A 22,734-nucleotide genomic window follows, 5' to 3' on the forward strand; every position below is an offset into this window, starting at 1 on the left:
TCGGAAGTCCTGGAATGCATGTCAGTTCGCGGCGTTCAATACGCCGCGCAGGGCCTGGGCAAAACGCGCGGCCACGGCGTCGCGCTGCAGGTGGCGACCGTGCCGGACCAGCTCGCGCCCCCCGCGCCAGACCGATCGAACGGCGCCATTACGGGCGGCGAACACCCAGCTGTCAAGCAAGGCGTCGCCGTCGCGCGCAACCATGGCCGGGTGCTGCGGGTCCAGTTCGACCACGTCGGCCGGCGCACCCGCCTGCAGGCCGCAGCCCACGCCCAGCGCCTGCGCGGCGCCGTGCAGCGACTGCTCGAACAGCCAGCGCCCGGTGGACACGCCTTCCTGCGGGGCCAGCACATTGCGCCCGCGCAGCTGCAGGCGCTGCCCGTATTCGAGCAAGCGCAGCTCTTCGGCGGCGTCGATCAGCACATTGGAATCCGAGCCCACGCCGAAGCGTCCACCGCCCCGCGCGAACGCCTGCATCGGGAACAAGCCATCGCCCAGGTTGGCTTCGGTGATCGGGCACAGGCCCACCACCGCGCGACTGGCCAGCATGCGCTGCACTTCGTCGTCGTCCACGTGGGTGGCGTGCACCAAGCACCAGCGTTCGTCGACGGCGGCGTGCTCGTACAGCCAGCGCACCGGGCGCAGCCCGCTCCAGGCCACGCAGGCGTCGACCTCGCGGGTCTGCTCGGCAATGTGGATGTGCACCGGGCCGTTGTTGAGCGGCAGCAGCGCCGACAACTCCTCGCCGGTGACCGCACGCAGGCTGTGCGGGGCGATGCCCAGCACCGCGTCGTCCTGGCCACGCAGCGCCTGGCGGCAACCGTCCAGCAGCTGGGCGAAGCCGTCCACGTCGTGCAGCAGGCGGCGCTGCGCCGGGTTCGGCGGTGCGCCGCCGAAATCGGCATGCGCGTAGAACACCGGCAGCAGGGTCAGGCCGATGCCACTGCCCTGTGCGGCGGCGGCGATGCGCGCGGCCATTTCGGCGCGGTCCGCATACGGGGTGCCGTCCGGCGCGTGGTGCAGGTAATGGAATTCGCCCACGCGGGTGAAGCCCGATTCGAGCATCTCCACGTAGGCTTGTTCGGCGATGGCCTGCACTGCCTCGGGCTGCAGGTGGGCCAGGAAGCGGTACATCAGCTCGCGCCAGCTCCAGAAGCTATCGCCGCTGCGTCCGCCGATCTCGGTCAGCCCGGCCATGCCGCGCTGGAAGGCGTGGCTGTGCAGGTTGCCCAGTCCGGGCAGCGCGATCGCCAAGGCGGTGTCGCCGGGCTGCGCGGCCACGTCAGCCGCCACCGACTGCACGCTGCCGCCGGCGCAGACGATGCGCACATTGCGCGCCCAGCCCTGCGGCAACAGGGCGTGGTCGGCGTGGAACGCGAGGACGGGTGCGGGGTTGGCTGGCATCACTGGACATCCCGGAAGTGGCGCCTATATTGTATAGACATATAAGCCGCTGTGGTTGCTGCCATGCACTGTGACACCCTCTGGACCCACGCCCATCTGATCACCGTCGACGGCCCCGGCCTGGGCGTGATCCGCGACGGGGTGATCGCGGCCACCAACGGCCGCATCGTGCATGTGGGCCCAGCAGGTTCGGAGGCGCACCTGCAGCCGGCGCAGCGGGTGGACTGCGGCGGCCGCTGGATCAGCCCCGGGCTGGTCGACTGCCATACCCACCTGGTCTACGCCGGGAACCGCGCCAACGAATTCGAACAGCGCCTGCAGGGCGTGAGCTATGCCGATATCGCCCGCGCCGGCGGCGGCATCGTCAGCACCGTGCGCGCCACCCGTGACGCCAGTGAGGCCGAGCTGCTCGCGGCGAGCCTGCCGCGGCTGGACGCGATGCTGGCCGAAGGCATCACCACCGTTGAAGTCAAATCCGGTTACGGGCTGACGCTTGAGGATGAAAGCAAGCAGCTGCGCGTGGCCGCCGAACTGGCGCGGCAGCGCGCAGTGGAGATCGTGCCCACCTTCCTCGGCGCGCATGCGGTACCCCCCGGCCGCGAGGCGCAGGAGTACATCGACGAAGTGTGCAACGTGATGATTCCGGCGGTGGCGGCGCAGGGCCTGGCCGAAGCGGTGGACGTGTTCTGCGAGAACATCGCCTTCAGTGCCGCGCAGGCCGAACAGGTGTTCACCGCCGCGCAGGCGAACGGGCTGGCAGTGAAGATCCACGCCGAACAGCTCAGCAACCAGCATGGCGCGGCGTTGGCGGCGCGGCATGGTGCGCTCTCGGCCGACCATATCGAACACCTCGACGACGACGGCATTGCCGCGATGCGCGCGGCCGGCACCGTGGCGGTGCTGCTGCCGGGCGCGTTCTATTTCACCCGCGACACCACCCTGCCCCCGATCGCCGCCCTGCGCGCGGCCGGCGTGCCGCTGGCGTTGGCGACCGACAGCAACCCCGGCACCTCGCCGCTGACCAGCCCGCTGCTGGCGATGAACATGGCCGCCACCCTGTTCCGCATGACCGTGGACGAGTGCATTGCCGGCTTCACCCGTGAAGCGGCGCGTGCGCTCGGCCGACAGGCGCGCATCGGCCGGCTGGCCGTGGGCCTGGACTGCAACCTGGCCGTGTGGGACATCGAGGCGCCTGCCGACCTTGTCTACCGCATGGGCTTCAACCCCCTGCACGCGCGCGTGATGCGCGGCGTATCCGTCTGACCTTAGAGATGCCCGGAGATTCCATGAGCAAGACCCTGACCCTGCAGCCCGGCGCGGTGACGCTGGCGCACTGGCGCGCGATCTACGACGGCGCGCACGTGCGCCTGGACCCGGCCTCGGCCGAGGCGGTGCAGCGCAGTGCGCAGACCGTGGCCGACATCGTCGCCAAGGGCGAGCCGGTGTACGGCATCAATACCGGCTTCGGCAAGCTGGCAAGCGTGCGCATCGAGCGCGACGACCTGGAAACCCTGCAGCGCAATATCGTGCTTTCGCATGCGGCCGGCGTGGGTGAGCCGATGCCGGCGCCGGTGGTGCGCTTGATGATGGCGCTGAAGCTGACCAGCCTGGCGCAGGGCGCGTCGGGCATCCGCCCGGCCACGCTGGCGCTGCTGGAGGCGTTCCTGCAGCACGACCTGGTGCCGGTGATTCCGTGCCAGGGCTCGGTGGGTGCCTCGGGCGACCTCGCCCCGCTGTCGCACCTTGCCAGCGTGATGATCGGCGTCGGCGAAGCCTTCGTCGGCGGTGAACGCGTCCCTGCGGCCGACGCGCTGGCGCGCTGCGGGCTGGCCCCGCTGGTGCTGGGTGCGAAGGAAGGCCTGGCCCTGCTCAACGGCACCCAGTACTCCACCGCCTATGCACTGGCCGGGCTGTTCGAGATCGGCACCGTGTTCCAGGCCGCACTGGTCACCGGCGCGCTGTCGGTGGAAGCGGCCAAGGGTTCGGACACGCCGTTCGACCCGCGCATCCACAGCATCCGCGGCCAGCGCGGCCAGATCGCCACGGCGGCGGCACTGCGCACATTGATGCAGGGCTCGGCGATCCGCGAGTCGCACCGCGACAACGACGTGCGCGTGCAGGACCCGTACTGCCTGCGTTGCCAGCCGCAGGTGATGGGCGCGGCGTTCGATGTGATGCGCCAGGCCGCGACCACGCTGGTGATCGAAGCCAACGGCGTGTCCGACAACCCGCTGGTGTTCACCGACACCAACGAAGCACTCAGCGGCGGCAACTTCCACGCCGAACCAGTGGCCTTCGCCGCCGACATGCTGGCCATGGCGGTGTGCGAGATCGGCTCGATCAGCGAACGCCGCACCGCGATGCTGGTGGACCCGGCGCTGTCCGGCCTGCCCGCGTTCCTGACTCCGAAGCCGGGCCTGAATTCCGGCTTCATGATTCCGCAGGTCACCGCTGCGGCGCTGGTCTCGGAAAACAAGCAGCGCGCCTACCCGGCCAGCGTGGATTCCATTCCCACCTCGGCCAACCAGGAAGATCATGTGTCGATGGCCGCGCACGGCGCGCGCCGCCTGCTGCAGATGGCCGAGAACGCGGCGAATGTAGTGGGCATCGAACTGCTCGCCGCCGCGCAGGGCTGCGACTTCCACACCGGGCTGCGCTCCAGCGATGCGCTGGAAGCAGTGCGCCAGCGCCTGCGCGCGCAGGTGCCGACCCTGCAGGACGACCGTTACTTCCACCCGGATATGGTCGCCGCCACGGCGCTGGTGCGCAGCGGCGCGCTGGCCGAAGGGCTGGCCGAGGTGCTGCCACAGGTGGAGCCGCTGGCATGAACGCCCACCCGGACTGGCTGCAGGTGCACGAAGGCGATGCACCGCTGATCGTCAGCTTCCCGCACACCGGCACCGAGCTGCCCGACGCGCTGGCTGGCGACTTCGTGTCGCCGTGGCTGGCCCGCCGCGACGCGGACTGGTGGGTGCATGAGCTGTACGACTTCGCGCAGCGGATCGGGGCGACCACGGTCCGTTCAGCGATCTCGCGCTCGGTGATCGACCTCAACCGCGACCCCAGCGGGGTCTCGCTGTATCCCGGCCAGAACACCACCGGACTATGCCCGCTGACCACCTTCGACAACCAGCCGCTGCACCATCCCGGCCGCGAGCCGGATGCGGCGGCGATCGCCCAGCGTCGCGATACCTGGTTCGCGCCGTACCACGACGCGCTCACCGCGCAGATCGCACGGCTGCGCCAGCGCCACGGCACGGTGGTGGTGTACGACGCGCATTCGATCCGTTCGCATATTCCGCACCTGTTCGACGGTGAGCTGCCGCAGTTCAACCTGGGCACGGCCGGTCCGTCCGGCACGCCGGACACCTCGTGCGACAACGCACTGAGCGATGTGGTGGAGAACCTCTGCCGGATCAGCGGCATGAGCCACGTGCGCAACGGCCGCTTCAAGGGTGGCTGGATCACCCGCCACTACAGCGACATTCCCGGCGGCGTACACAGCCTGCAGATGGAGCTGGCCTGCCGCGGCTACATGCACGAGCCCGAATTGGTAGACGTGCACAGCTGGCCCACCCCGCTCGACCCCGACCACGCTGCACCGCTGCGCCAGACCCTGCAGCAGGTGCTCAACGCCTGCCTTGAATTCGCGAACTCCCGGAGTGCTGCATGAGCTGTCACGATTCCACCCGCATCATCATCGCCCCCACCGGCACCACGCTCACCGCCAAGAGCTGGCTGACCGAAGCGCCGCTGCGGATGCTGATGAACAACCTGCACCCGGACGTGGCCGAGCGCCCGCAGGAACTGGTGGTGTACGGCGGCATCGGCCGCGCCGCGCGCGACTGGGAAAGCTATGACGCGATCGTGGAAACCCTGACCCGTCTTGAAGACGACCAGACCCTGCTGGTGCAGTCGGGCAAGCCGGTCGGCGTGTTCCGCACCCATGCCGACGCGCCGCGCGTGCTGATCGCCAATTCCAACCTGGTGCCGCGCTGGGCCAACTGGGACCACTTCAACGAGCTGGATAAGAAGGGCCTGGCCATGTACGGCCAGATGACCGCCGGCAGCTGGATCTACATCGGCGCGCAGGGCATCGTGCAGGGCACTTACGAGACGTTTGTGGAAATGGGTCGCCAGCACTACAACGGCAGCCTGGCCGGCAAGTGGTTGTTCACCGGCGGCCTGGGTGGCATGGGCGGCGCGCAGCCGCTGGCTGCGGTGATGGCGGGTGCTTCGTGCCTGGCGGTGGAATGCCGCAAGAGCAGCATCGAAATGCGCCTGCGCACCGGCTACCTGGACACCTGGACCGACAACCTGGACGAGGCCCTGCGCCTGATCGAGGAATCGTGCACGGCGAAGAAGCCGCTGTCGGTTGGCCTGCTCGGCAACGTGGCCGACGTGCTGGATGAACTGCTGCTGCGCGGGGTCAAGCCGGACCTGCTGACCGACCAGACCTCCGCACATGACCCGGTCAACGGCTACCTGCCGCAGGACTGGACCGTGGAAGAGTGGGACGAGAAGCGCGTTTCCGCGCCGAAGGAAGTGGAAAAGGCGGCGCGTGCCTCGATGGCCAACCACGTGCTGGCCATGCTCGGTTTCCATGCGCTCGGCGTGCCGACCGTGGACTACGGCAACAACCTGCGCCAGATGGCGCTGGAAGAAGGCGTGGCCAATGCGTTCGACTTCCCCGGCTTCGTGCCGGCCTACATCCGTCCGCTGTTCTGCCGCGGCATCGGCCCGTTCCGCTGGGCTGCGCTCAGTGGCGATCCGGAAGACATCGCCAAGACCGATGCCAAGGTCAAGGAACTGATTCCGGACAACCCGCACCTGCACCGCTGGCTGGACATGGCGGCCGAGAAGATCAAGTTCCAGGGCCTGCCGGCGCGCATCTGCTGGGTCGGCCTGGGCGACCGCGACCGGCTGGGCCTGGCGTTCAACGAGATGGTCGCCAACGGTGAGCTGAAGGCACCGGTGGTGATCGGCCGCGACCACCTGGACAGCGGCAGCGTGGCCTCGCCCAACCGCGAAACCGAAGCGATGGCCGACGGCTCGGACGCGGTCTCGGACTGGCCGCTGCTCAACGCCCTGCTCAACACCGCCAGCGGCGCGACCTGGGTGTCGCTGCACCACGGCGGCGGCGTCGGCATGGGCTTCTCGCAGCACGCCGGCATGGTGATCGTGTGCGACGGCACCGAAGCGGCCGCCAAGCGCATCGCGCGCGTGCTGTGGAACGACCCGGCCACCGGGGTGATGCGGCATGCGGACGCCGGGTATGAGATCGCTATCGAATGTGCGAAGGAAAAGGGGTTGGACCTGCCGGGCATTCTTTGAGGCACGATCCGCTGTCCGGAATCCGACATCACCACCACCCCACGGTCGTCCTGGCCGTGGGGTTCACGCCGGACTGACCCACGCGCCTTAGCCTCTTCACCATTCCTGCAACAGGAGGTGCGGATGGCCGGGCGACGCGTTCGAAACGTGGGTGTGCTCCATGCACTGCTGCTGGGCCCGCCCTGCGCCTTTGGGGCCGAACCTCCAGCGGCGTCCACCGACCCGGTCACGCTGGACCGCATCACCGTGGTGGGACGCCAGCAGAACCTGCTGGGCGTCGCCACCACCGCCTCGGAAGGCAGCCTGGACCGCCAGGAGCTCGAGCGGCGACCGCGACTGCGTCCCGGTGACATGGCCGAGTTCATCCCCGGCGTCGCCGCGACCCAGCACTCCGGTTCGGGCAAGGCAAACCAGTATTTCCTGCGCGGGTTCAACCTGGACCACGGCACCGACTTCGCGCAGTACCTCGAGGACATGCCGATCAACCTGCGCAGTCACGGCCACGGCCAGGGCTATTCGGACCTCAACTTCATCATCCCGGAGCTGGTCGACGCGCTCAGCTATCGCAAGGGTCCGTATTACGTCGACGTGGGCGACTTCTCGTCCGCGGGCTCGGCGCGTTACGTGCTGGCCGACGGCATGCCGCGCGGGTTGCTGCAGCTGGAGGCCGGCCAGGGCGGCTATCGCCGCGTGGTGGCCGCCGACAGTGGCACGTTCGGCAGGGTGACCGTGACCGGTGCACTGGAGGTGCAGGGTTACGATGGGCAGTGGGACGATATCGACGAGGACGTCGACAAGAAGAACGCGATGCTGCGCGTGTCCGCGCCGCTGGGTAATGGGCAGGCGCATGCGCTGCTCATGGCCTATGACAATCGCTGGAACTCGCCGGATCAGATTCCAGCGCGTGCGGTGGCGGAGGGGCTGATCACCGAGCGCGGGTCCATCGACACCACGCTGGGTGGCGATTCGCGCCGCCATTCGCTGTCGGCCGGCTGGCAGGGTCGATGGCTGGGCGGTGAGACGCGGGTCAGTGCGTACTGGATCGACTACGGCCTGTCGCTGTGGTCCAACTTCACCTACTTCCTGGATGATCCGGACAGCGGAGATCAGTTCCGCCAGTTCGATAATCGCACCGTCACGGGGTTTCGTGCGGACCAGCAGTGGGAGGGTGACCGCTGGACGCTGCAGGCCGGCCTGGAAGGTCGCCGCGATGACATCGGTGCGGTGGGGCTTGCCCGCACCGTCGAGCGCCGGATGCTCGACTACATCCGCAATGATCGGGTCGACGAACGCAGCCTCGGCGGCTGGCTGGGTGGGTCGTATCGCCTGACCGACACGCTGCGCATCAACGGCGGCCTGCGCCGCGACCACTACGACTTCGAGGTGGATGCGCTGCAGCCGGAAAACAGCGGCGACGCCAACGACAGCATCACCTCGGCCAAGGCCGGGCTGGCCTGGCGCGTGGCCGAACCGGTCGAGCTGTATGCCAGCTGGGGACAAGGCTTCCATTCCAACGATGCGCGCGGTACAACGCTGCGGCTGGACCCGGTGTCCGGCGAAGCGGCCGACCCGGTAACGCCACTGGTGCGTTCGCGCGGCAGCGAACTGGGCGTGCGCTGGTTCCAGGCCGAGCGGTTCCAGACCACGCTGGCGCTGTGGCAGCTGGAGCTGGATTCGGAGCTGCTGTTCGTGGGCGATGCAGGCAACACTGAAGCGACGCGACCCAGCAAGCGCAAAGGGGCCGAGCTCACGGCTTACTGGTTCGCGCAGCGGCAGTGGAACCTGGAGCTGGAAGCCGCCTACACCGATGCCCGCTTCTCGGACCACGACCCTGCAGGAGACGCCATTCCCGGCGCGGTGCCGTGGGTGGTGTCGGCAGGCTGGAATGCAGAATGGGGAGACGGGTGGCACTCCAGCCTGCGCGTTCGTTACCTGGGGGCGTATCCGCTGATTGAGGACGTCAGTGTCGAATCAGACGGCGCCACCATCGCCAACCTTGCGGTCGGGAAGCGCTGGAAGAACTGGGGTGTGGAGCTGGATGTGCTCAACCTGTTCGATTCGAACGACCACGATATCGACTACTACTACGCCTCGCGCCTGCCTGGCGAGCCGGATGAGGGCGTGGAGGATCTTCATTTCCACGTGTTCGAACCCAGAACGATCCGCGTACGGTTGACGTACCGTTTCTAATCTCCGTACGCACCCTACGGGTGACGGCGGGCGCGCAACCTGTTAACTTTCGCGCCCTCAACGCGGTTTACAGGTCGTCGTGCCTGCCGCTGCCCGCTCCGTACTGGTTCCAGACGCATGCCTGTTCTTCGTTCGTTGTACCGCCCCACCCTGTCTCCCCTGCCCCTGGCCCTGTGCCTCGCCCTGACGGCCACCGCGCAGGCCGCCCCGGCCGATGCACCCACGACGCTCGACGCGGTCAGGGTGACCGCCGCCAGCGACGCCGACCAGGCCCGCGCCGCGCTCAAGCGCGTTCCGGGCGCCGGCAACGTGATCGACCTGGCCCAGGCCGACGGCCGCCTGGCCGGTACCGCCGACGTGCTGGCCTACCAGCCCGGTATCAGCGCGCAGTCGCCCGGCAATGAGGGCACCAAGGTGTCGATTCGTGGCTCCGGCATCAACCGGGGCCCGGGTGCACACGCCTCCGGCATTTCTGTGTCGCTGGATGGCCTGCCGCTGACCGGCCCGGGCGGCACGCCCTACGAACTGCTGGAACCGCTGTGGCTGAGCCGCGCGGAGGTGCTGCGCGGGGCCAATGGGTTCGAACGCGGCGCGCTGGCGCTGGGCGGTGCGATCAACTACGTCAGCCGCAGCGGTCGCGATGCGGCCGGGCTGGAGCTGCAGTACGAGGCCGGCAGCCGCGGTTACCAGAAGCGCAGCGTGGGCTACGGCGGGATCGCCGGCAGCGTCGACTACTACCTGGCCTATACCGATACCGAGTACGACGGCTACCAGCAGCACGCCGCCGGCGACGGCAAGGGAGCGATGGCGAACGTGGGCTGGCAGATCAACCCGCAGCTGGAAACGCGCTTCTTCCTGCGTTACCGCGAGACCAACCACGAAACGCCCGGGCGCCTGACCCGCGAGCAGATCCGCAACGATCCGCGCGCCGCCAACCCGGCCAACCTGGCCATCGATGCGCGCCGCCCGCAGCCGGGCAGCACCTGGCTCGGCAACATGACCACGCTGCAGATCGATGCCGATTCCTCGCTGCAGGCCGGGCTGGTGTACCACCACTACCCGATGGACCTCAACGAGAGCCTGTACCGGCAGCAGCTGGACTACACCAACCTCAATGCCACGCTCGACTACCGGCGCGCGCATGCGCTGTTCGGCCGCGACAGCGTGACCACGGTGGGGCTGCGCGTGACCCACGACCTGGATGCGGACGTGCGCGAAACGCTGCGCTTCCCGAGCAATGGCTACCCGGCCGGTACCCACACGCGCGACTTCTCGCACCACGGCACCAACAGCTCGCTGCACGTTAGCAACGAGCTGGCGGTAGACGAGCGCCTGCGCGTGCAGACCGGGCTGGCGCTGATCAACACGCGCAAGGACGTGCAGGTCACATGGCCGGCCACGCCGGAGCGGCTGCGCGGCAGCGAGTGGGATTACGCACCTCGGCTGGGCTTCACCTGGCAGCAGACCGCCGCGACCCAGTGGTTCGGCAACCTGAGCCGTTCGGTGGAACCGGCGCATCCGTGGTCGATGATCTGGGGCAGCAATCTGTATTTCGCACCGGGTAACGGCGCCTCCAGCGGTCGCCAGCGCGCGCCGGTGGACCTGCAGAACCAGACCGCGACCACGCTGGAACTGGGTGCGCGTGGCGACAGCATGTTGGGTCGCTGGGAACTGACCGGGTACTACGCGCAGGTGCGGCACGAGCTGCTCAGCGTGGAGGTGGCGCCGGTACCGAACCTGTTCGTGGCCGAGAACAATGCCAGCCCGACCGTGCACCGTGGCATCGAGGCCGGGCTGGACAGCACGCTGTGGGAGGGCGGCGAGGGTCGCCTGTCGCTGCGCCAGGCGTATACCTTCAGCGACTTCCGTTACCGCCACGATGCGCGCTTTGGCGACAACCGGCTGCCGGGCCTGCCGCGCCACTACTACCAGGGCGAGCTGCGCTTCGATCATCCGGGCGGGTTTTATGCGGCGCTCAATACCGAGTACGCGTCGTCGATGTTTGTCGACTATGCCAACAGCTTCCGTGCGGACAGTCATCTGATCTTCGGTACGCGGGTGGGGTTCGATGCGCCGGGTGGGCGTTGGCAGGCTTGGGTGGAGATGCGGAACCTGGGCGACAAGCATTACGCGGCTACGGTGACGCCGGGGTACAACGATGGTGGGAAGGATGTGGCGCGGTCCACGCCGGGGGATGGGCGTGGGGTTTATGGCGGGGTGCGCTGGCGGTTCTGACACGCGTGGCGTGTCACTACGCGTGAGTCCTGCGTACGTTTGGGGTTAGCCCAGCGTACGTGTGTCAGTAGAAATACGGGTGTGGGGCGCGGTGGGCTGGTGGAGACTGGGGCTTCCTTGGCCGCCTTGCGGAGCTTCCCGTGAACCAGCTCGCCTCTACCCTCGCCTGCTCCCTGTTGCTCTGCCTCGGCGTTGCTGCCAGCGCCCAGGCGCAGAAGGTCGGCGATACCGCCGCGCAGCGTTTTGCCGCCCTCGACAAGAACGGCGATGGACGAGTCAGCGATGACGAGTACGACGGGGCGGCGCTGTTCCGGCTGCTGGATGGGGACCGCAACTACAAGGTCACCGTCGAGGATATCCAGGAGGTGGTGGGCCCGGACCGCGATGGCCAGCTCACCGCGGCCGACCGGATCCGGGTGGCCGATCTGAACGGCGATGGCGAGCTCACCGAAGAAGAGGTGTCGCGCGTGGCTGACATGCGCTTCCAGTCGCTGGACGTGGACCACGACAACAACCTGACCTTCGCTGAATTCCAGTCCGGGTTCTGGCGGCCCTGAGCCACTGTCCCGGCAACAAGGTGGAAGGGGCTTGACCTGGATCAACCCCGACGCCGGCGTACTGTCTAGGCTGGAATTCCCCTCCCTGGAATTCCTCCATGAACATCCTGCTGGGCCTGATGCCCTTTCTGGTTTTTGCCGTTGCCGCGCGCCTGTTCGGCACCTCGGGCGCGCTGTGCGCGGCCGCCCTGACCGCGTTGATCCTGTGCGCGCGCGACTGGACCGGCCCACGCCGGCATTGCGGGCTGCTTGAGCTGGTGTCACTGATCGTGTTCGGTAGCTTGGCCGTGTATGCCGGCCTGACCCGACCGGCGTGGCCGGTGATGGGCGTGCGCCTGGCGGTTGATGCGGTGCTGCTGCTGGTGATGCTGGCATCGCTGCTGATCGGGCGCCCCTTCACGCTGGGCTATGCCCGGCCGGAAGGCGATCCGGCTGTATGGCTGACGCCGCGCTTCATCCGCGGGCACTACGTGGTATCCGGTGTGTGGACCGCAGCGGTGGCGGCGATCGTGGCGGCCGACGCGCTGGTGCTGGTGTGGCCCAATGCACTGATGGTCGGCGTGGCGGTGATCGTCACCGCCCTGCTCGCTGCCAGCCGTTTCACCAGCCGTTATGCGGCTTCCCTGCGGACCTGATCCAGGCCCGCCTCGGCGGCCGCCATCGCCTGCAGGCGCTCGCGGCCGCGCACTTCCACTTCACGCCCGTCCAGCGCGACCAGGCCCTCGGCCTGGAAGCGGCGCAGCAGCCGGCTGAGCGTTTCCGGTGCCAGCCGCAGGTAACTGGCGATATCCATCCGCGACATGGTCAGCTGCCAACGGCTGGCCGAATAGCCGCGTGCGGCCATGCGGTCGGCCATGCCGATCAGGAACGCCGCCAGGCGCTCGTCGGCGCTGTTGTTGCACGACAGCTGCGTGGCGCGGGCGATGTCGCGGCTGAGCAGCCGGAACAGCTTGGCCTGCAGCTGCGGCATGCGGGCCGACAGGGAGGCCGCCACGCGGAACGGCAGGCGGCAGGTGGTCACTGTGTCCAGCGCGATGGCGTTGCAGGGATGGCGCTCTTCATCGATCGCACTGAGCCCGAGGATGTCGCCCGGCATGTGGAAGCCCAGGGTCTGCTCGCGCCCTTCGCGGTCGATCGAATACGTCTTCACCGTGCCCAGCCGGATCACGGCGATGTGCTGGAACGGGTCGCCCTGGCGGAACAGGAAACTGCCGGCGTGGACCGGGGCGGTGTGCTCGATGAGGCCGTCGAGCTCGTGCAGGTTGCCTGCCTCCATGGAACCGGGAAAACAGTCCGATACCAACGGGCAGGACTGACATTCGCGGCAGCGCGCCGACGGCGCACCAAAGCTAGTACCCATGACATGTAACTCCAGCACTACAGCGTCGCCCGGTAACCGGGCACTGGCAGGACTGGATATGCCTGCCGCCTTCCCCCTGTCTGATGCGCAGAACAAAAGCGATGAGGCGGGCCGTCGTGAAGGCGTGGTGCCGTTCGGCCGGACCGGCGATGGATGCCGGGGGTGCGGCACCGCAGGGGGCGGTGGCGCGCGTGATCCAATATGTGGACCACGGTTCCATGATATTTATTGGAACACCGTTCCGCAATATGAGAATCATCAGTATTTCTACTGGTTCTTCGTATTCAGGAGGCGATTTCGTTCCGCTTGACCCAGGTCAAGAAGCGGCGTCTGGCAGTCCCTAATGTGTGCTCACCGGCCGCACTGACGCGGATCACGGACCCTCAAAATCTTTCGGAGTAATCGCATGAACCGCATGACCCGCCTCGCCCCCTTCGCCCTGTTCGGCGCCCTTGTACTGGCCGGTGCTGCCCAGGCTGAGCCGGTGGTCAACATCGGCGAACGCCACGGCGACCTGCGCACCGCGCAGGAACACATCGTGCAGGCCTACCAGCTGGTCGGTGCCGCCCAGCAGAACAACGTGGAAGGCCTCGGCGGCCATGCCGAACGCGCGCGCCAGCTGCTGATCCAGGCCGACGCGGAGCTGCGCCAGGCGGCGACCTCGGCCAACAACAACGGCCGCCCCTGATCGGCGACCGGTGCGAAGCGCCAAAACAACAACGCGGCCCCAGGGCCGCGTTTTTTGTTGGATGTACGACCCTCAACGACGTGGCACCGCCGCCACCCGCGCACGCGGCGACGTACGCGCAAGCTCCCCCACGATCTGCGTGGCCACCTGCGCCTCATCCGCCGTACGCCCGAAGTGATCCACGTACCGACCATTGCGGTCGAGCAGAAACACGAACGTGGAGTGATCCATCATGTACTGGCCCGGTTTCCCGTAGGGCACCTTCTTGTAATACACGTGGTAGCTATCGGTGATCGCAGTAATCTGCGCCGGCGTGCCGGTCAGCCCCACCATGTCTGGCCCGAACAGCGACACGTAACTCTTCATTTTCGCCGGCGTGTCGCGTTCCGGATCGATGCTGACGAACACCGGCGTCAACGACGGCCCACCCGCCTTCTGCACGCGCCGCGCAATGCGCTGCACGCGGGCCAGGTCGGTCGGGCACACGTCCGGGCAGCTGGTGAAACCGAAGTACAGCAGCACCGGCTTGCCGTGGAAGCTGCGGTCGGTCACCGCCTGGCCGTTCTGGTCGGTGAGCTTGAACGGCCCGCCGATCAGGGTCTGGTTCTGCGCCGCCAGCGGCTGCATCGACAGCAGCAGCAACGACAACGATACCGCCGGTACGAACGCCGGCCACAGGCTCCGCAGCATGTCAGTGCGCTCCTTCATAGGTCAGCGCGAAACCGACCAGGTTGGAATCCTGCCCGGCCTGCGCCTGGCTGCCCACCGAGAACGCCATGGTCAGCTGACCGGTGACCCGGTAGCCCATGCTCAGTTCGTTGAGGTAATCGTGCCGCCCTGCCCCGGGCGCCCACGGACGCCGCTTGTCGGTGCGGGTGGCGCCGAACACCCAGCGCCCGTAGTCCACCGTCACCGAGGTGGTGAGGTAGCGGGTATCGTTGCCGGCCACCGCATCTTCATTCTGCACGTCGGCGTATTCCACCAGCGGCACCACGTCGAAGTAGCGGCCGCGCAGGGTGCTGTCCAGGTCCGCGCTGGATGCCGGCGCCCAGATGTAGCGCGCCGAGACCACGCTGATGATCTCGTCATCGGCAGGGCCGGTATCGGGCTGGGCCACGCCGGCACGGTTGCGCATGTAGCCCGCTTCCAGTTCCAGGAACGGCAGTGCCGGAATCGAATTCCAGTTCACGGTGAGCGCGTACGAGTCCAGCTTGCCGGTGTTGGCCGGCCCGCCGTCCGAGCGCTGCGCGCGCCCGCCACTGCGCAGGAACGGCCGGCTCAGTTCGGTGGTGTCGGCGGTGTAGAGGTTCACGCCGCCCTGCACCATGCCGGCCTTCTGCCCGAACCAGCGATAGGCATAGGTGGCGCCGAGCATGCCGCCGAGGTCGTAGGTCGACACGAAATCGTTGGTGTACAACCCGGGTGCGGCGTCCATGGCGCGCCCGAACGGCACCTGCAGTTTGCCCACCTGCAGCTGCGTGTGCTGGGTAAGCTTGTAGTAGTTCAGTTCGTTGATCACCAGCCCGATGTCGCCGAAGGTCCGCTTCTCGCCGGTGGCCGGCGGGTTGATCGGATTGAGTTCGGTCGACAGCCGGATCTGGTCGTTCGGACTGAAGCGTACGTAGAAGCTGCTCTGGATGTCCGGGTAGAAGTCGGTGGTGTTGCGCGGCGCAGGCGAGTCTTCAGCGTGGCTGTAGTCGTACTGCAGCACCGCGCTGTAGTCCATGCCGACGTTCGGGTAGTAGCCCTTGTCGGCACGCGCTTCAGTGGAGGCCAGGCCCAGCCCGGCGGTCACGCCCAGCATCAGGGCGGTTCGGCGCACGGTATTCATCAGCGCACCTCCGCGGGCAGCTGCACATTGGTGGGCAGCACGAACTCACGGCCGGTGTTCTGCAGGTAGCTGCAGGTCTGGTTGTCGCCATAGATGCCGCCGAGCGGCGCCAGCTTCACCGCCTGCTCGTAGTCTTCCGGGCGCACCACCTGCACCACCTGCATCATGCCGCCGTCCTCGTGTTCGAGAATGTGGCAGTGGTAGACGAACTTGCCCAGCATCACCGGGTCCTTGAAGGGAATGCGCAGGGTGATCGAGCCGCGCGTGGGAATGAACACGGTGTCGCGGTAGCCGCTGAACGGCACCGGCTTGTCGTTGATCGCCACCACCTGGAAGTCGGTCTGGTGGATATGGAACTGATGCAGTTCCTGCGACGGGTTGTACAGGCGCCACTCTTCCACGTCGCCGAGCTTGACCGTGGTGTTGACCCGGCGCGGGTCGAAGCGCTCGCCGTTGATCATGAAGGCGTCGCCGTCGGTGGGCGAATCCTGGAAGGCGAACTGGCGGACGTTGGCGACCGCGACGTTGCGCAGGTCCTGCGCCGCCGGGTACGCGCTGGTGATCGAGCGGGTCGGCACCGGTGCACCGGCCGAACGCAGCGTGGCGATGCGCGCACCCTTGTACTGGTCGCCGGCGGCGCCGGTGTTGCCGGCGGCCAGCTCGACCGGGTGGTCACCGGCGGGCGGACCCACCACCAGCACGCTGAAGCGCGCCGACGGGCCGATCAGCAGTTCGTCGGTCATCACCTTCTTGGTCACGGTGTTGCCGTCGCGCGAGAGGATCTGCACGTCCTGGCCGTTGATGCGCACGCGGAAATACTGGTTGGCGGAAATGTTGAGCAGATGCCAGAGCTGGGTTTCGCCGGGCTGGATGTCGATCACCGGGTCGGCCTGCCCGTTCACGGTGCGGATCGACGGCGCACTGGTCACGATCGCGCTGGCCAGCTTGCCGGTGCTGGTCTTCTGGAAGTTGCGCAGGACCAGCACGCGCTCCTTGATGCCTTTCAGTTCGGGGAACGGGTCGAGGATGCCGTCGACCAGGATCGGCCCTGCAATGCCGGACTCCACCTGGCGCTGGGCGCCGCCGTGGAAGTGGCTGTGGTACCAGTACGCGCCGGGGCTGTGGTCCGGGGGCAGCTTGAACTGGTACAGGCCCTGCTGGTGCGGGCCGACTTCGCGGAAGATGCTGTCGCCCGAATCCAGCGGCGTCACCGTCATGCCGTGGAAATGCAGGTTGGTCTTTTCGTCCATCTGGTTGTCCAGGGTGACCGCGATGGTGCCGCCCGGCTTCGTCCGGATCAGCGGCGAGTCGTAGTTGCCGTTGAACACCAGCGCGCGGTACGGCTCGCCGCCCACCGACACCTGCGACATCGCCGCGCGCAGGGTGCCCTGGCTGACCCCGTCGGCGCCGTAGCGGATCTCGACCGGCGGCTGCAGCGGTGCCCCCGGGCTGCTGCGCTCGGCCGGCGCCTGCGCGACGGTGGCGCCGGTGAACAGCAGCGCGCCCACCAAGGCCACGGCGTAGAGGTCATGCAGGCGTCGCAGGCGGCGCGCGCGTGAGGGGGTGGGAACGGCGGCTGGGGCGTCCATGGCGATACCTGTAGAAGAAACGGAAAGGGGTGGCTGCGGCGTCAGGTGCCGGCAACCGCCCAGGTGATGAAGGCGGTGGCGATGGTGCTCACCACCAGCCCGAGCAGGAACAGCCAGTCGGCGGCCCACTCGAGGGCCCGGTTGCGCTTGCGGCGACGGGTGCGCAGCGCCCAGTAGGCGCTCAGGCACGAGGCCAGGTAGATCAGGGAGTTGATGCACAGCAGGTCGTCGCCGAAGGTGTCGACCTTGCGCAGCACGATGATCACGTGCAGCACGCCGACCACGGTCATGCACACCCCGATCATCGCGGCCGAGGTGGTGAAGATGTGCACGCACATGTCCTCATCGAGGCTGGGCGTGTGCATGGGGGGCGCAGGTTTGCGTGGGACGGGAGGCATGCCGTTCTCGCTGACGGGACGGGGGGCACGCGCACGGTAGCGGCGGCCGGATGCCGGCCACATGACCCAGATCAAGTCAACGCAACTTTGGCCGCTCAGCGGCCGGTCAACGGCCGGTCAGGCCACGCCACCGTCCACGGTGAAGGTCTGCCCGGTGCACATCGCGCTTTCGTCGGCGCACAGCCACAGCGCCATCTCGGCGATGTCGGCCGGCCGCAGGTGGGTCTTCAGGCACTGCCGCTCCAAGTAACGCGCGGACTTGCCCGGGTCGGCAGCGGCCTTGGCCAGCTGGCGCTCGGTCAGCACCCAGCCGGGTGCGATCGCATTCACGCGGATGCCGTCGCTTCCCAATTCACGGGCAAGGCTGCGGGTCAGCCCTTCCACGGCCGACTTCAGCGTGCAGTACACCGGCACGCCGGGCACGCCGATGCGCCATGCCACCGAGCCGAGATTGACGATGGCGCCCTGCCCGGCCGCGCGCATCGGCACGGACAGCGCCTGGGCGAGGAAAAACTGGTGGCGCAGGTTGACCGCGACGCGGTCGTCCCAGTCGGCCAAGCTGACTTCGCCCAGCGGTTGGGCCTGGTCGTTGCCGGCGTTGTTGATCAGCGCATGTGGGGTGCGCCCGGCCAGCAGGCCCTGAACCGCCGCCAGCGAGGCCTCGATGTCACGCAGGTCGCAGACCGCATGCGCCGGTGGCGCGATGCCCCGCGCCTCCAGCGCTGCCACGGTGCGCTGCGCCGCATCGGAGTCGATGTCCACGAAGCACACCTGGCTTCCCTGCAGCGCGAAGGCTTCCACGATGGCCGCGCCGATGCCCGACGCGCCCCCGCTGACCACCACCACCGTGCCCGCAAGCGAGGGGTACCGGGCCATGTCAGCCGCCGTAACCGCGAACGGGCGCGCCGGCGACATCCACGTCCAGCGCCAGCAGGCTGCCCGACAGCGGCGCGGCGGCCAGCTGGGTGGCGGAAAGGCGGATCCGCGCGGTGGTGATGTACAGCGTCTTCAGTTGCGGCCCGCCGAACGCCAGGTTGGTGGGGCGTGGTACTGGCAGGTCGATGCTGCGCACGACGGTGCCGTCCGGCGCCAGCCGCTTGATCGCCCAGCCGTCCCACATGGCGCACCACACATGGCCCTGCGCGTCGACCGCCAGGCCGTCGGGCATGCCCTCGGAGTCGGTGAAGGTGGCGAACACGCGCTTGTTCGACACGCGGCCGCTTTCCAGCGCGTAGTCGTACACGTATACGGTGCGGCGACCAGAGTCGGCCAGGTAGAAACGGGTATTGTCCGGGCTCCAGCCGAGCCCGTTGCAGATGTGGAAGCCGCCTTCGATCTCGTCGAGTACGCCGTCGGTGTCGAGCCGGTACAGCGCGCCGCGTTCGGGCGTGGCATCGATGGCCAGGGTACCGGCCCACAGGCGCCCCAGTGCATCGCACTTGCCGTCATTGAAGCGGCGTCCGCTCATGTGCAGCGGCGCGGCGATCGGATGCATGTCGCCACCGGGCAGGTCGAGCACGCGGAAGCCGCTCTGGGTGGCGGCGATGAAACCGCCCGAGGTGCGCGGCACCACCACGCCGACCAGTTCGCCCAGCGGCGTGGTCCGCGTATCGCCGGTGACCAGGTTGGAGATGTTGACCGACGGCGCGAGGATGTCCACCCACAGCAGCGAGCGTCCGTCGCCCAGCCAATGCGGGCTTTCGGCCAGGAACGCGCTGTGCGGGATCACGCAGCGCACGTCGTGGTCCACGGCATGGCTCGGCGTGACCGAGCTGCTGATCGACATGAAGGTTTCCCCCACGTTGCCGGCAATGCGCCGCGCCGCTTCGATCACATCGCGGCCCAGCGCATGCAGGCGTTCGAGCGGCAGCCGGAACGACGGGCCGCTGATGCTGACCGCGCCGATGGCTTCGCCGCGGTGGTCCAGGATCGGCGCCGCCACGCCGCTGACGCCGAGTGCGGATTCCTCCACCGACACTGCGTAACCGCGGGCCTTGATCAGGTCCATTTCGCGCTGCAGCTCGGCCAGGTCGAGGATCGAATGCGGCGTAAGCGCGGTCAGCGGTCCACTGCCGAGGTACCGCTGCAGTTCTTCGGGCGGGCGATGCGACATCATCGCCTTGCCGATCGAAGTGACCACCGCCGGCATGCGGCTGCCCACGCCGTTGGCCAGGCGCATCGCCTGCACGTGGTCGCGCTGGTCGATGATCAGGATGTCGCGCCCTTCCAGGATGCCGAGCCGGGTGGTTTCCTGGGCGAGTTCGCGCAGCCGCAGCAGCTCGGGCTCGGCCGCGCTGCGCAGGTCGAAATCGCTCCACACCCGGTGCGCCATTTCGAACAGGCGCGTGCCCAGGCGATAGGTCTGGCTGGCCTCGTCCACGCGCACCAGCCGGTATTCGATCAGGGTCTGCAGGATCCGGTGCAGGGTGCTCTTGGGCAGCCCGGAGTACCGGCCCAGTTCGCTGAAGGGCAGCGGGTGCGGCGCGTCGGCGATCAGGGTCAGCAGGCTCAGGCCCTTGGACAGCGCCTGCGCACCGGGAATGGCAAAACGCGGGTCGCCATCGTCCACGACCTCGGCGAGGTCGTCGCGGGATGCGGATTGCCTGGTTCGCGCCATGATCGCTGTCCGGGGCTGGGGCCGACGCTGCCGATCCTAAGTTTTAGAACGGCGTTCCGCAAGTTGGAGCGCACCGCCGCAAACCGTTGCCGCTCCGTGGACGATGCTGAACAGGCAGTAGTTTTACTGGTTGCTTTGCAGCTGAACAGGCCTGTGCAGCGACGCAGGTCACGTTACAGAATGAATCCGAACCACCGTTCACGGAGTGGCGCATGCCATGGCGGTCGCTGGAAATGGCCCTGTTCACGGTGCTGGCGCAACCGGCAGCGGCGGTAGTCGCGCGGGAAGACCCCAGCGCCCGCGCCACGCCCTCGGTGACGGCCTTGGACCGGATCACGGTGACCGCCCAGCACCGCGAGGAGAACGTGCAGCGCATCGCGCTGGCGGTGTCGGTGGTGGACGGGCAGGCCCTGCAGCGCCGCCAGGCGGTCGATATCAGCCGGCTGCAGGCGCTGGTGCCCAGCGTGACCTTCTCGGCGGGCAATGAGCTGCGCAACAACGCCATCCGAATCCGCGGCGTCGGCACCGACGTGTTTTCCACCGGGGTGGAACCCAGCATCGCCACCGTGGTGGACGGGGTGGTGCTGCAGCGCCCCGGCGCGGCCTTCAGCGACCTGCTGGATGTCGAGCGGGTGGAGGTGCTGCGCGGTCCGCAGGGCACCTTGTTCGGCAAGAACGCGTCGGCCGGCGTGATCCAGGTGATCACCCGCGCACCGGATTTCGAACGCCGCAGCGGCGCCCTGTCTGCCCTGCTCGCACAGGACAACGAGCAACGCCTGGAAGCGGCCGTGTCCGGACCGCTCAGCGAACAGCTGGCCTACCGGCTGGCGGCGTTCGAGCGCAGCCGCGATGGCGATGCCGAGAACCTGCGCGATGGGCGCACGTTCAACGACCAGCGCGCGTATGGCGTGCGCGGCAAGCTGCAGTGGCGGTCGGCCGACCGGCGCTCTGACGTGACCCTCAGCGCGGATGTGAGCCGGTTGGACGCCGATTGCTGCGCGCTGCCGCTGACCCAGGCCACGACCGATCCGCGTGCCCTGCCGACCGGCACCGCCGTCGGCCGCGACAACGACCAGGTCAACAATGACGTGATGCCGTTCGTGCGGCAGAAGAATGCCGGCGCGGCACTGACCGCGCGGATCGCGCTGGGCCGGCACACCTTGACCAGCATCACCGGCTGGCGCCGCTTCGACAACGACAGCGACGTGGACCTGGACGACACCCCGGCGCAGCTGGTCACGCGCAACTTCAACATCGAGTCCAGCCGCACCTTCACCCAGGAACTGCGGCTGGCCTCGCCCACCCACACCGCGTTCGACTATCTGCTGGGCGCGTACTACTTCGACGGTGCGGTCCACAATTCGCTGGACCGGCGCGGGCTCAACATCGGCGCGACCACCGGCATCGCGGCCGATGGCCACGTGGTACCGCGCATGCCCGGCGACCAGGCGGTGCTGGCCGGGCATTCGGACGTGGACAGCCGCAATGCCGCGCTGTTCGGGCAGGCCAACTGGCGACCGCGCGAACGCCTGACCCTGACCGCCGGCCTGCGCCTGCTCACCGAGCGCCAGCAGCTGCGCTTCGTGCGGCCGCAGGACGCGCGCTTCAACGGTGCCGACCAACCCGCCACGCTGCCGGCGTTCGGGCCGGTCAGCGGCCGCTACCGCGACAGCGCCAGTATCGGCCGGCTCAGTGCGAGCTATGCGTTCACGCCGGTGGTCACCGGGTATCTGGCTTGGGGCACCGGCTACAAGGGCGAAGGCCTGGCCGCCACGCTGGGTCTGACCGCGGCCCAGTTCGCGCAGCTGCCCGCGCCTGCCGAAACGTCTGAACTGTTCGAGGCCGGACTGAAAAGCACCTTGTTCGACAACGCACTGATGCTGAACCTCACCGGCTTCCGCACCCGCATCGACGACTACCAGGCGCAGACCTACAGCGCGACGCAGGGGCTGTTCCTGCTGACCAGCGCCGGCGGCGTGGCCATCGACGGGGTGGAGCTGGAATTCATTGCGCGCCCGCACGCGTACTTCAGCCTCAGCGGCGGGGTGACCTGGCTGGACGCGCGCTTCGATGGCGTGCCCAATGGCCCCTGCTACACCGGCCAGACCGCCGCGCAGGGCTGCCTGCCGACCGGCAACGGCGGTGCGTTCGTGCAGAACCTGGACGGCAAGCAGTTCATGAACGCGCCGCGCTGGCGCAGCGTACTGGGCGCGCGTTACGACGCGCCGCTGACCGCGAAGATGGATGTGTATGTCCAGGCAGACTACCGCTGGCAGGACGCAGTGGTGTTCGACATCAGCCAGAACCCACGGATGACCCAGCGCGCGTACGGCATCGCCGACCTGTCGGCGGGCCTGATCTTTGCTGATGGCAAGGTCGAACTGGGTGTGTACGTGCACAACCTGGCCGACACCCGCCATGCCGCCAACATCATGCCGGTGAGCACCGCCGGTGGTGCCAACGCGTATGCGCAGCAACTGCCGGGAGACTTCCGCCGACGTGCCGGCCTCAGCCTGCGCATGAACTTCTGA

Annotated in this window: 18 protein-coding genes; 10 read left to right on the forward strand and 8 right to left on the reverse strand. The window is 68.2% G+C overall.

Annotated elements, in window-relative coordinates:
• Positions 1 to 21: 21 nt before the first annotated feature.
• Complete coding sequence (locus HGB51_RS03415; protein WP_070206361.1) at positions 22 to 1,404, reverse strand: formimidoylglutamate deiminase; 1,383 nt, start codon at positions 1,402 to 1,404, stop codon at positions 22 to 24.
• A gap of 63 nt (positions 1,405 to 1,467) precedes the next feature.
• Between HGB51_RS03415 and hutI the strand changes: the two genes are divergently transcribed.
• From hutI to HGB51_RS03455, 8 genes are all read left to right on the forward strand, one after another.
• Positions 1,468 to 2,667: an imidazolonepropionase gene (gene hutI, locus HGB51_RS03420; protein ID WP_070206362.1), complete on the forward strand. Its 1,200-nt coding sequence runs from the start codon at positions 1,468 to 1,470 to the stop codon at positions 2,665 to 2,667.
• Positions 2,668 to 2,690: 23 nt separating this feature from the next.
• The gene (gene hutH / locus HGB51_RS03425; protein WP_070206363.1) at positions 2,691 to 4,232 is read left to right on the forward strand and encodes a histidine ammonia-lyase; all 1,542 of its coding nucleotides are present in this window, start codon (positions 2,691 to 2,693) and stop codon (positions 4,230 to 4,232) included.
• Positions 4,229 to 5,077 (forward strand): N-formylglutamate deformylase, encoded by an 849-nt coding sequence (hutG, locus tag HGB51_RS03430; protein ID WP_070206364.1) that lies wholly within the window; start codon positions 4,229 to 4,231, stop codon positions 5,075 to 5,077. The genes hutH and hutG overlap by 4 nt, the downstream gene beginning before the upstream one ends.
• Positions 5,074 to 6,738, forward strand: a complete 1,665-nt coding sequence (hutU, locus tag HGB51_RS03435; protein WP_070206365.1) for a urocanate hydratase — start codon at positions 5,074 to 5,076, stop codon at positions 6,736 to 6,738. The genes hutG and hutU overlap by 4 nt, the downstream gene beginning before the upstream one ends.
• 153 nt (positions 6,739 to 6,891) lie before the next feature.
• Complete coding sequence (locus HGB51_RS03440) at positions 6,892 to 8,928, forward strand: TonB-dependent receptor (protein WP_216666706.1); 2,037 nt, start codon at positions 6,892 to 6,894, stop codon at positions 8,926 to 8,928.
• 117 nt (positions 8,929 to 9,045) lie between these two features.
• Entirely contained in the window at positions 9,046 to 11,163 is a 2,118-nt protein-coding gene (locus HGB51_RS03445; protein WP_070206366.1) for a TonB-dependent receptor family protein, read from the forward strand.
• Between the two features lie 140 nt (positions 11,164 to 11,303).
• Entirely contained in the window at positions 11,304 to 11,720 is a 417-nt protein-coding gene (locus HGB51_RS03450) for an EF-hand domain-containing protein (protein ID WP_070206367.1), read from the forward strand.
• Positions 11,721 to 11,818: 98 nt separating this feature from the next.
• Entirely contained in the window at positions 11,819 to 12,355 is a 537-nt protein-coding gene (locus HGB51_RS03455) for a hypothetical protein (protein WP_070206368.1), read from the forward strand.
• Here HGB51_RS03455 and HGB51_RS03460 read toward each other — a convergent pair.
• Positions 12,331 to 12,996 (reverse strand): cyclic nucleotide-binding domain-containing protein, encoded by a 666-nt coding sequence (locus HGB51_RS03460; RefSeq protein ID WP_070206369.1) that lies wholly within the window; start codon positions 12,994 to 12,996, stop codon positions 12,331 to 12,333. The genes HGB51_RS03455 and HGB51_RS03460 overlap by 25 nt on opposite strands.
• A 490-nt stretch (positions 12,997 to 13,486) precedes the next feature.
• Here HGB51_RS03460 and HGB51_RS03465 point away from each other — a divergent pair, with 490 nt between their 5' ends.
• A complete protein-coding gene (locus HGB51_RS03465; RefSeq protein ID WP_070206370.1) occupies positions 13,487 to 13,768 on the forward strand; it encodes a hypothetical protein in 282 nt (93 codons plus the stop codon).
• A 72-nt stretch (positions 13,769 to 13,840) separates the two neighbouring features.
• On the opposite strand, the gene HGB51_RS03470 is transcribed toward HGB51_RS03465, so the two are convergent.
• The 6 genes from HGB51_RS03470 to HGB51_RS03495 all read right to left on the reverse strand — a co-directional run bounded on the left by HGB51_RS03470 (position 13,841) and on the right by HGB51_RS03495 (position 20,203).
• Positions 13,841 to 14,458: an SCO family protein gene (locus HGB51_RS03470; RefSeq protein ID WP_070206414.1), complete on the reverse strand. Its 618-nt coding sequence runs from the start codon at positions 14,456 to 14,458 to the stop codon at positions 13,841 to 13,843.
• Position 14,459: 1 nt separating this feature from the next.
• Entirely contained in the window at positions 14,460 to 15,599 is a 1,140-nt protein-coding gene (locus HGB51_RS03475) for a hypothetical protein (protein ID WP_070206371.1), read from the reverse strand.
• A complete protein-coding gene (locus HGB51_RS03480) occupies positions 15,599 to 17,188 on the reverse strand; it encodes a multicopper oxidase family protein (RefSeq protein ID WP_171966725.1) in 1,590 nt (529 codons plus the stop codon). The genes HGB51_RS03475 and HGB51_RS03480 overlap by 1 nt, the downstream gene beginning before the upstream one ends.
• A gap of 41 nt (positions 17,189 to 17,229) precedes the next feature.
• Complete coding sequence (locus HGB51_RS03485) at positions 17,230 to 17,553, reverse strand: hypothetical protein (protein WP_070206372.1); 324 nt, start codon at positions 17,551 to 17,553, stop codon at positions 17,230 to 17,232.
• A gap of 150 nt (positions 17,554 to 17,703) precedes the next feature.
• Entirely contained in the window at positions 17,704 to 18,462 is a 759-nt protein-coding gene (locus HGB51_RS03490; protein WP_216666707.1) for an SDR family NAD(P)-dependent oxidoreductase, read from the reverse strand.
• Position 18,463: 1 nt separating this feature from the next.
• The gene (locus tag HGB51_RS03495; RefSeq protein WP_084738790.1) at positions 18,464 to 20,203 is read right to left on the reverse strand and encodes an SMP-30/gluconolactonase/LRE family protein; all 1,740 of its coding nucleotides are present in this window, start codon (positions 20,201 to 20,203) and stop codon (positions 18,464 to 18,466) included.
• A 212-nt stretch (positions 20,204 to 20,415) separates the two neighbouring features.
• Between HGB51_RS03495 and HGB51_RS03500 the strand changes: the two genes are divergently transcribed.
• Positions 20,416 to 22,734, forward strand: a complete 2,319-nt coding sequence (locus HGB51_RS03500) for a TonB-dependent receptor (protein ID WP_070206374.1) — start codon at positions 20,416 to 20,418, stop codon at positions 22,732 to 22,734.

This window comes from Stenotrophomonas bentonitica (assembly GCF_013185915.1).
In the GTDB taxonomy this organism is placed as follows: Bacteria; Pseudomonadota; Gammaproteobacteria; order Xanthomonadales; family Xanthomonadaceae; genus Stenotrophomonas; species Stenotrophomonas bentonitica.

Bases quoted from the DNA above. Each gene is read 5' to 3' on its own strand.
- HGB51_RS03415 (WP_070206361.1), bottom strand. From the start codon at position 1,404: ATGCCAGCCAACCCCGCACCCGTCCTCGCGTTCCACGCCGACCACGCC.
- hutI (WP_070206362.1), top strand. From the start codon at position 1,468: ATGCACTGTGACACCCTCTGGACCCACGCCCATCTGATCACCGTCGAC.
- hutH (WP_070206363.1), top strand. From the start codon at position 2,691: ATGAGCAAGACCCTGACCCTGCAGCCCGGCGCGGTGACGCTGGCGCAC.
- hutG (WP_070206364.1), top strand. From the start codon at position 4,229: ATGAACGCCCACCCGGACTGGCTGCAGGTGCACGAAGGCGATGCACCG.
- hutU (WP_070206365.1), top strand. From the start codon at position 5,074: ATGAGCTGTCACGATTCCACCCGCATCATCATCGCCCCCACCGGCACC.
- HGB51_RS03445 (WP_070206366.1), top strand. From the start codon at position 9,046: ATGCCTGTTCTTCGTTCGTTGTACCGCCCCACCCTGTCTCCCCTGCCC.
- HGB51_RS03455 (WP_070206368.1), top strand. From the start codon at position 11,819: ATGAACATCCTGCTGGGCCTGATGCCCTTTCTGGTTTTTGCCGTTGCC.
- HGB51_RS03460 (WP_070206369.1), bottom strand. From the start codon at position 12,996: ATGGAGGCAGGCAACCTGCACGAGCTCGACGGCCTCATCGAGCACACC.
- HGB51_RS03465 (WP_070206370.1), top strand. From the start codon at position 13,487: ATGAACCGCATGACCCGCCTCGCCCCCTTCGCCCTGTTCGGCGCCCTT.
- HGB51_RS03470 (WP_070206414.1), bottom strand. From the start codon at position 14,458: ATGCTGCGGAGCCTGTGGCCGGCGTTCGTACCGGCGGTATCGTTGTCG.
- HGB51_RS03475 (WP_070206371.1), bottom strand. From the start codon at position 15,599: ATGAATACCGTGCGCCGAACCGCCCTGATGCTGGGCGTGACCGCCGGG.
- HGB51_RS03480 (WP_171966725.1), bottom strand. From the start codon at position 17,188: ATGGACGCCCCAGCCGCCGTTCCCACCCCCTCACGCGCGCGCCGCCTG.
- HGB51_RS03485 (WP_070206372.1), bottom strand. From the start codon at position 17,553: ATGCACACGCCCAGCCTCGATGAGGACATGTGCGTGCACATCTTCACC.
- HGB51_RS03490 (WP_216666707.1), bottom strand. From the start codon at position 18,462: ATGGCCCGGTACCCCTCGCTTGCGGGCACGGTGGTGGTGGTCAGCGGG.
- HGB51_RS03495 (WP_084738790.1), bottom strand. From the start codon at position 20,203: ATGGCGCGAACCAGGCAATCCGCATCCCGCGACGACCTCGCCGAGGTC.
- HGB51_RS03500 (WP_070206374.1), top strand. From the start codon at position 20,416: ATGCCATGGCGGTCGCTGGAAATGGCCCTGTTCACGGTGCTGGCGCAA.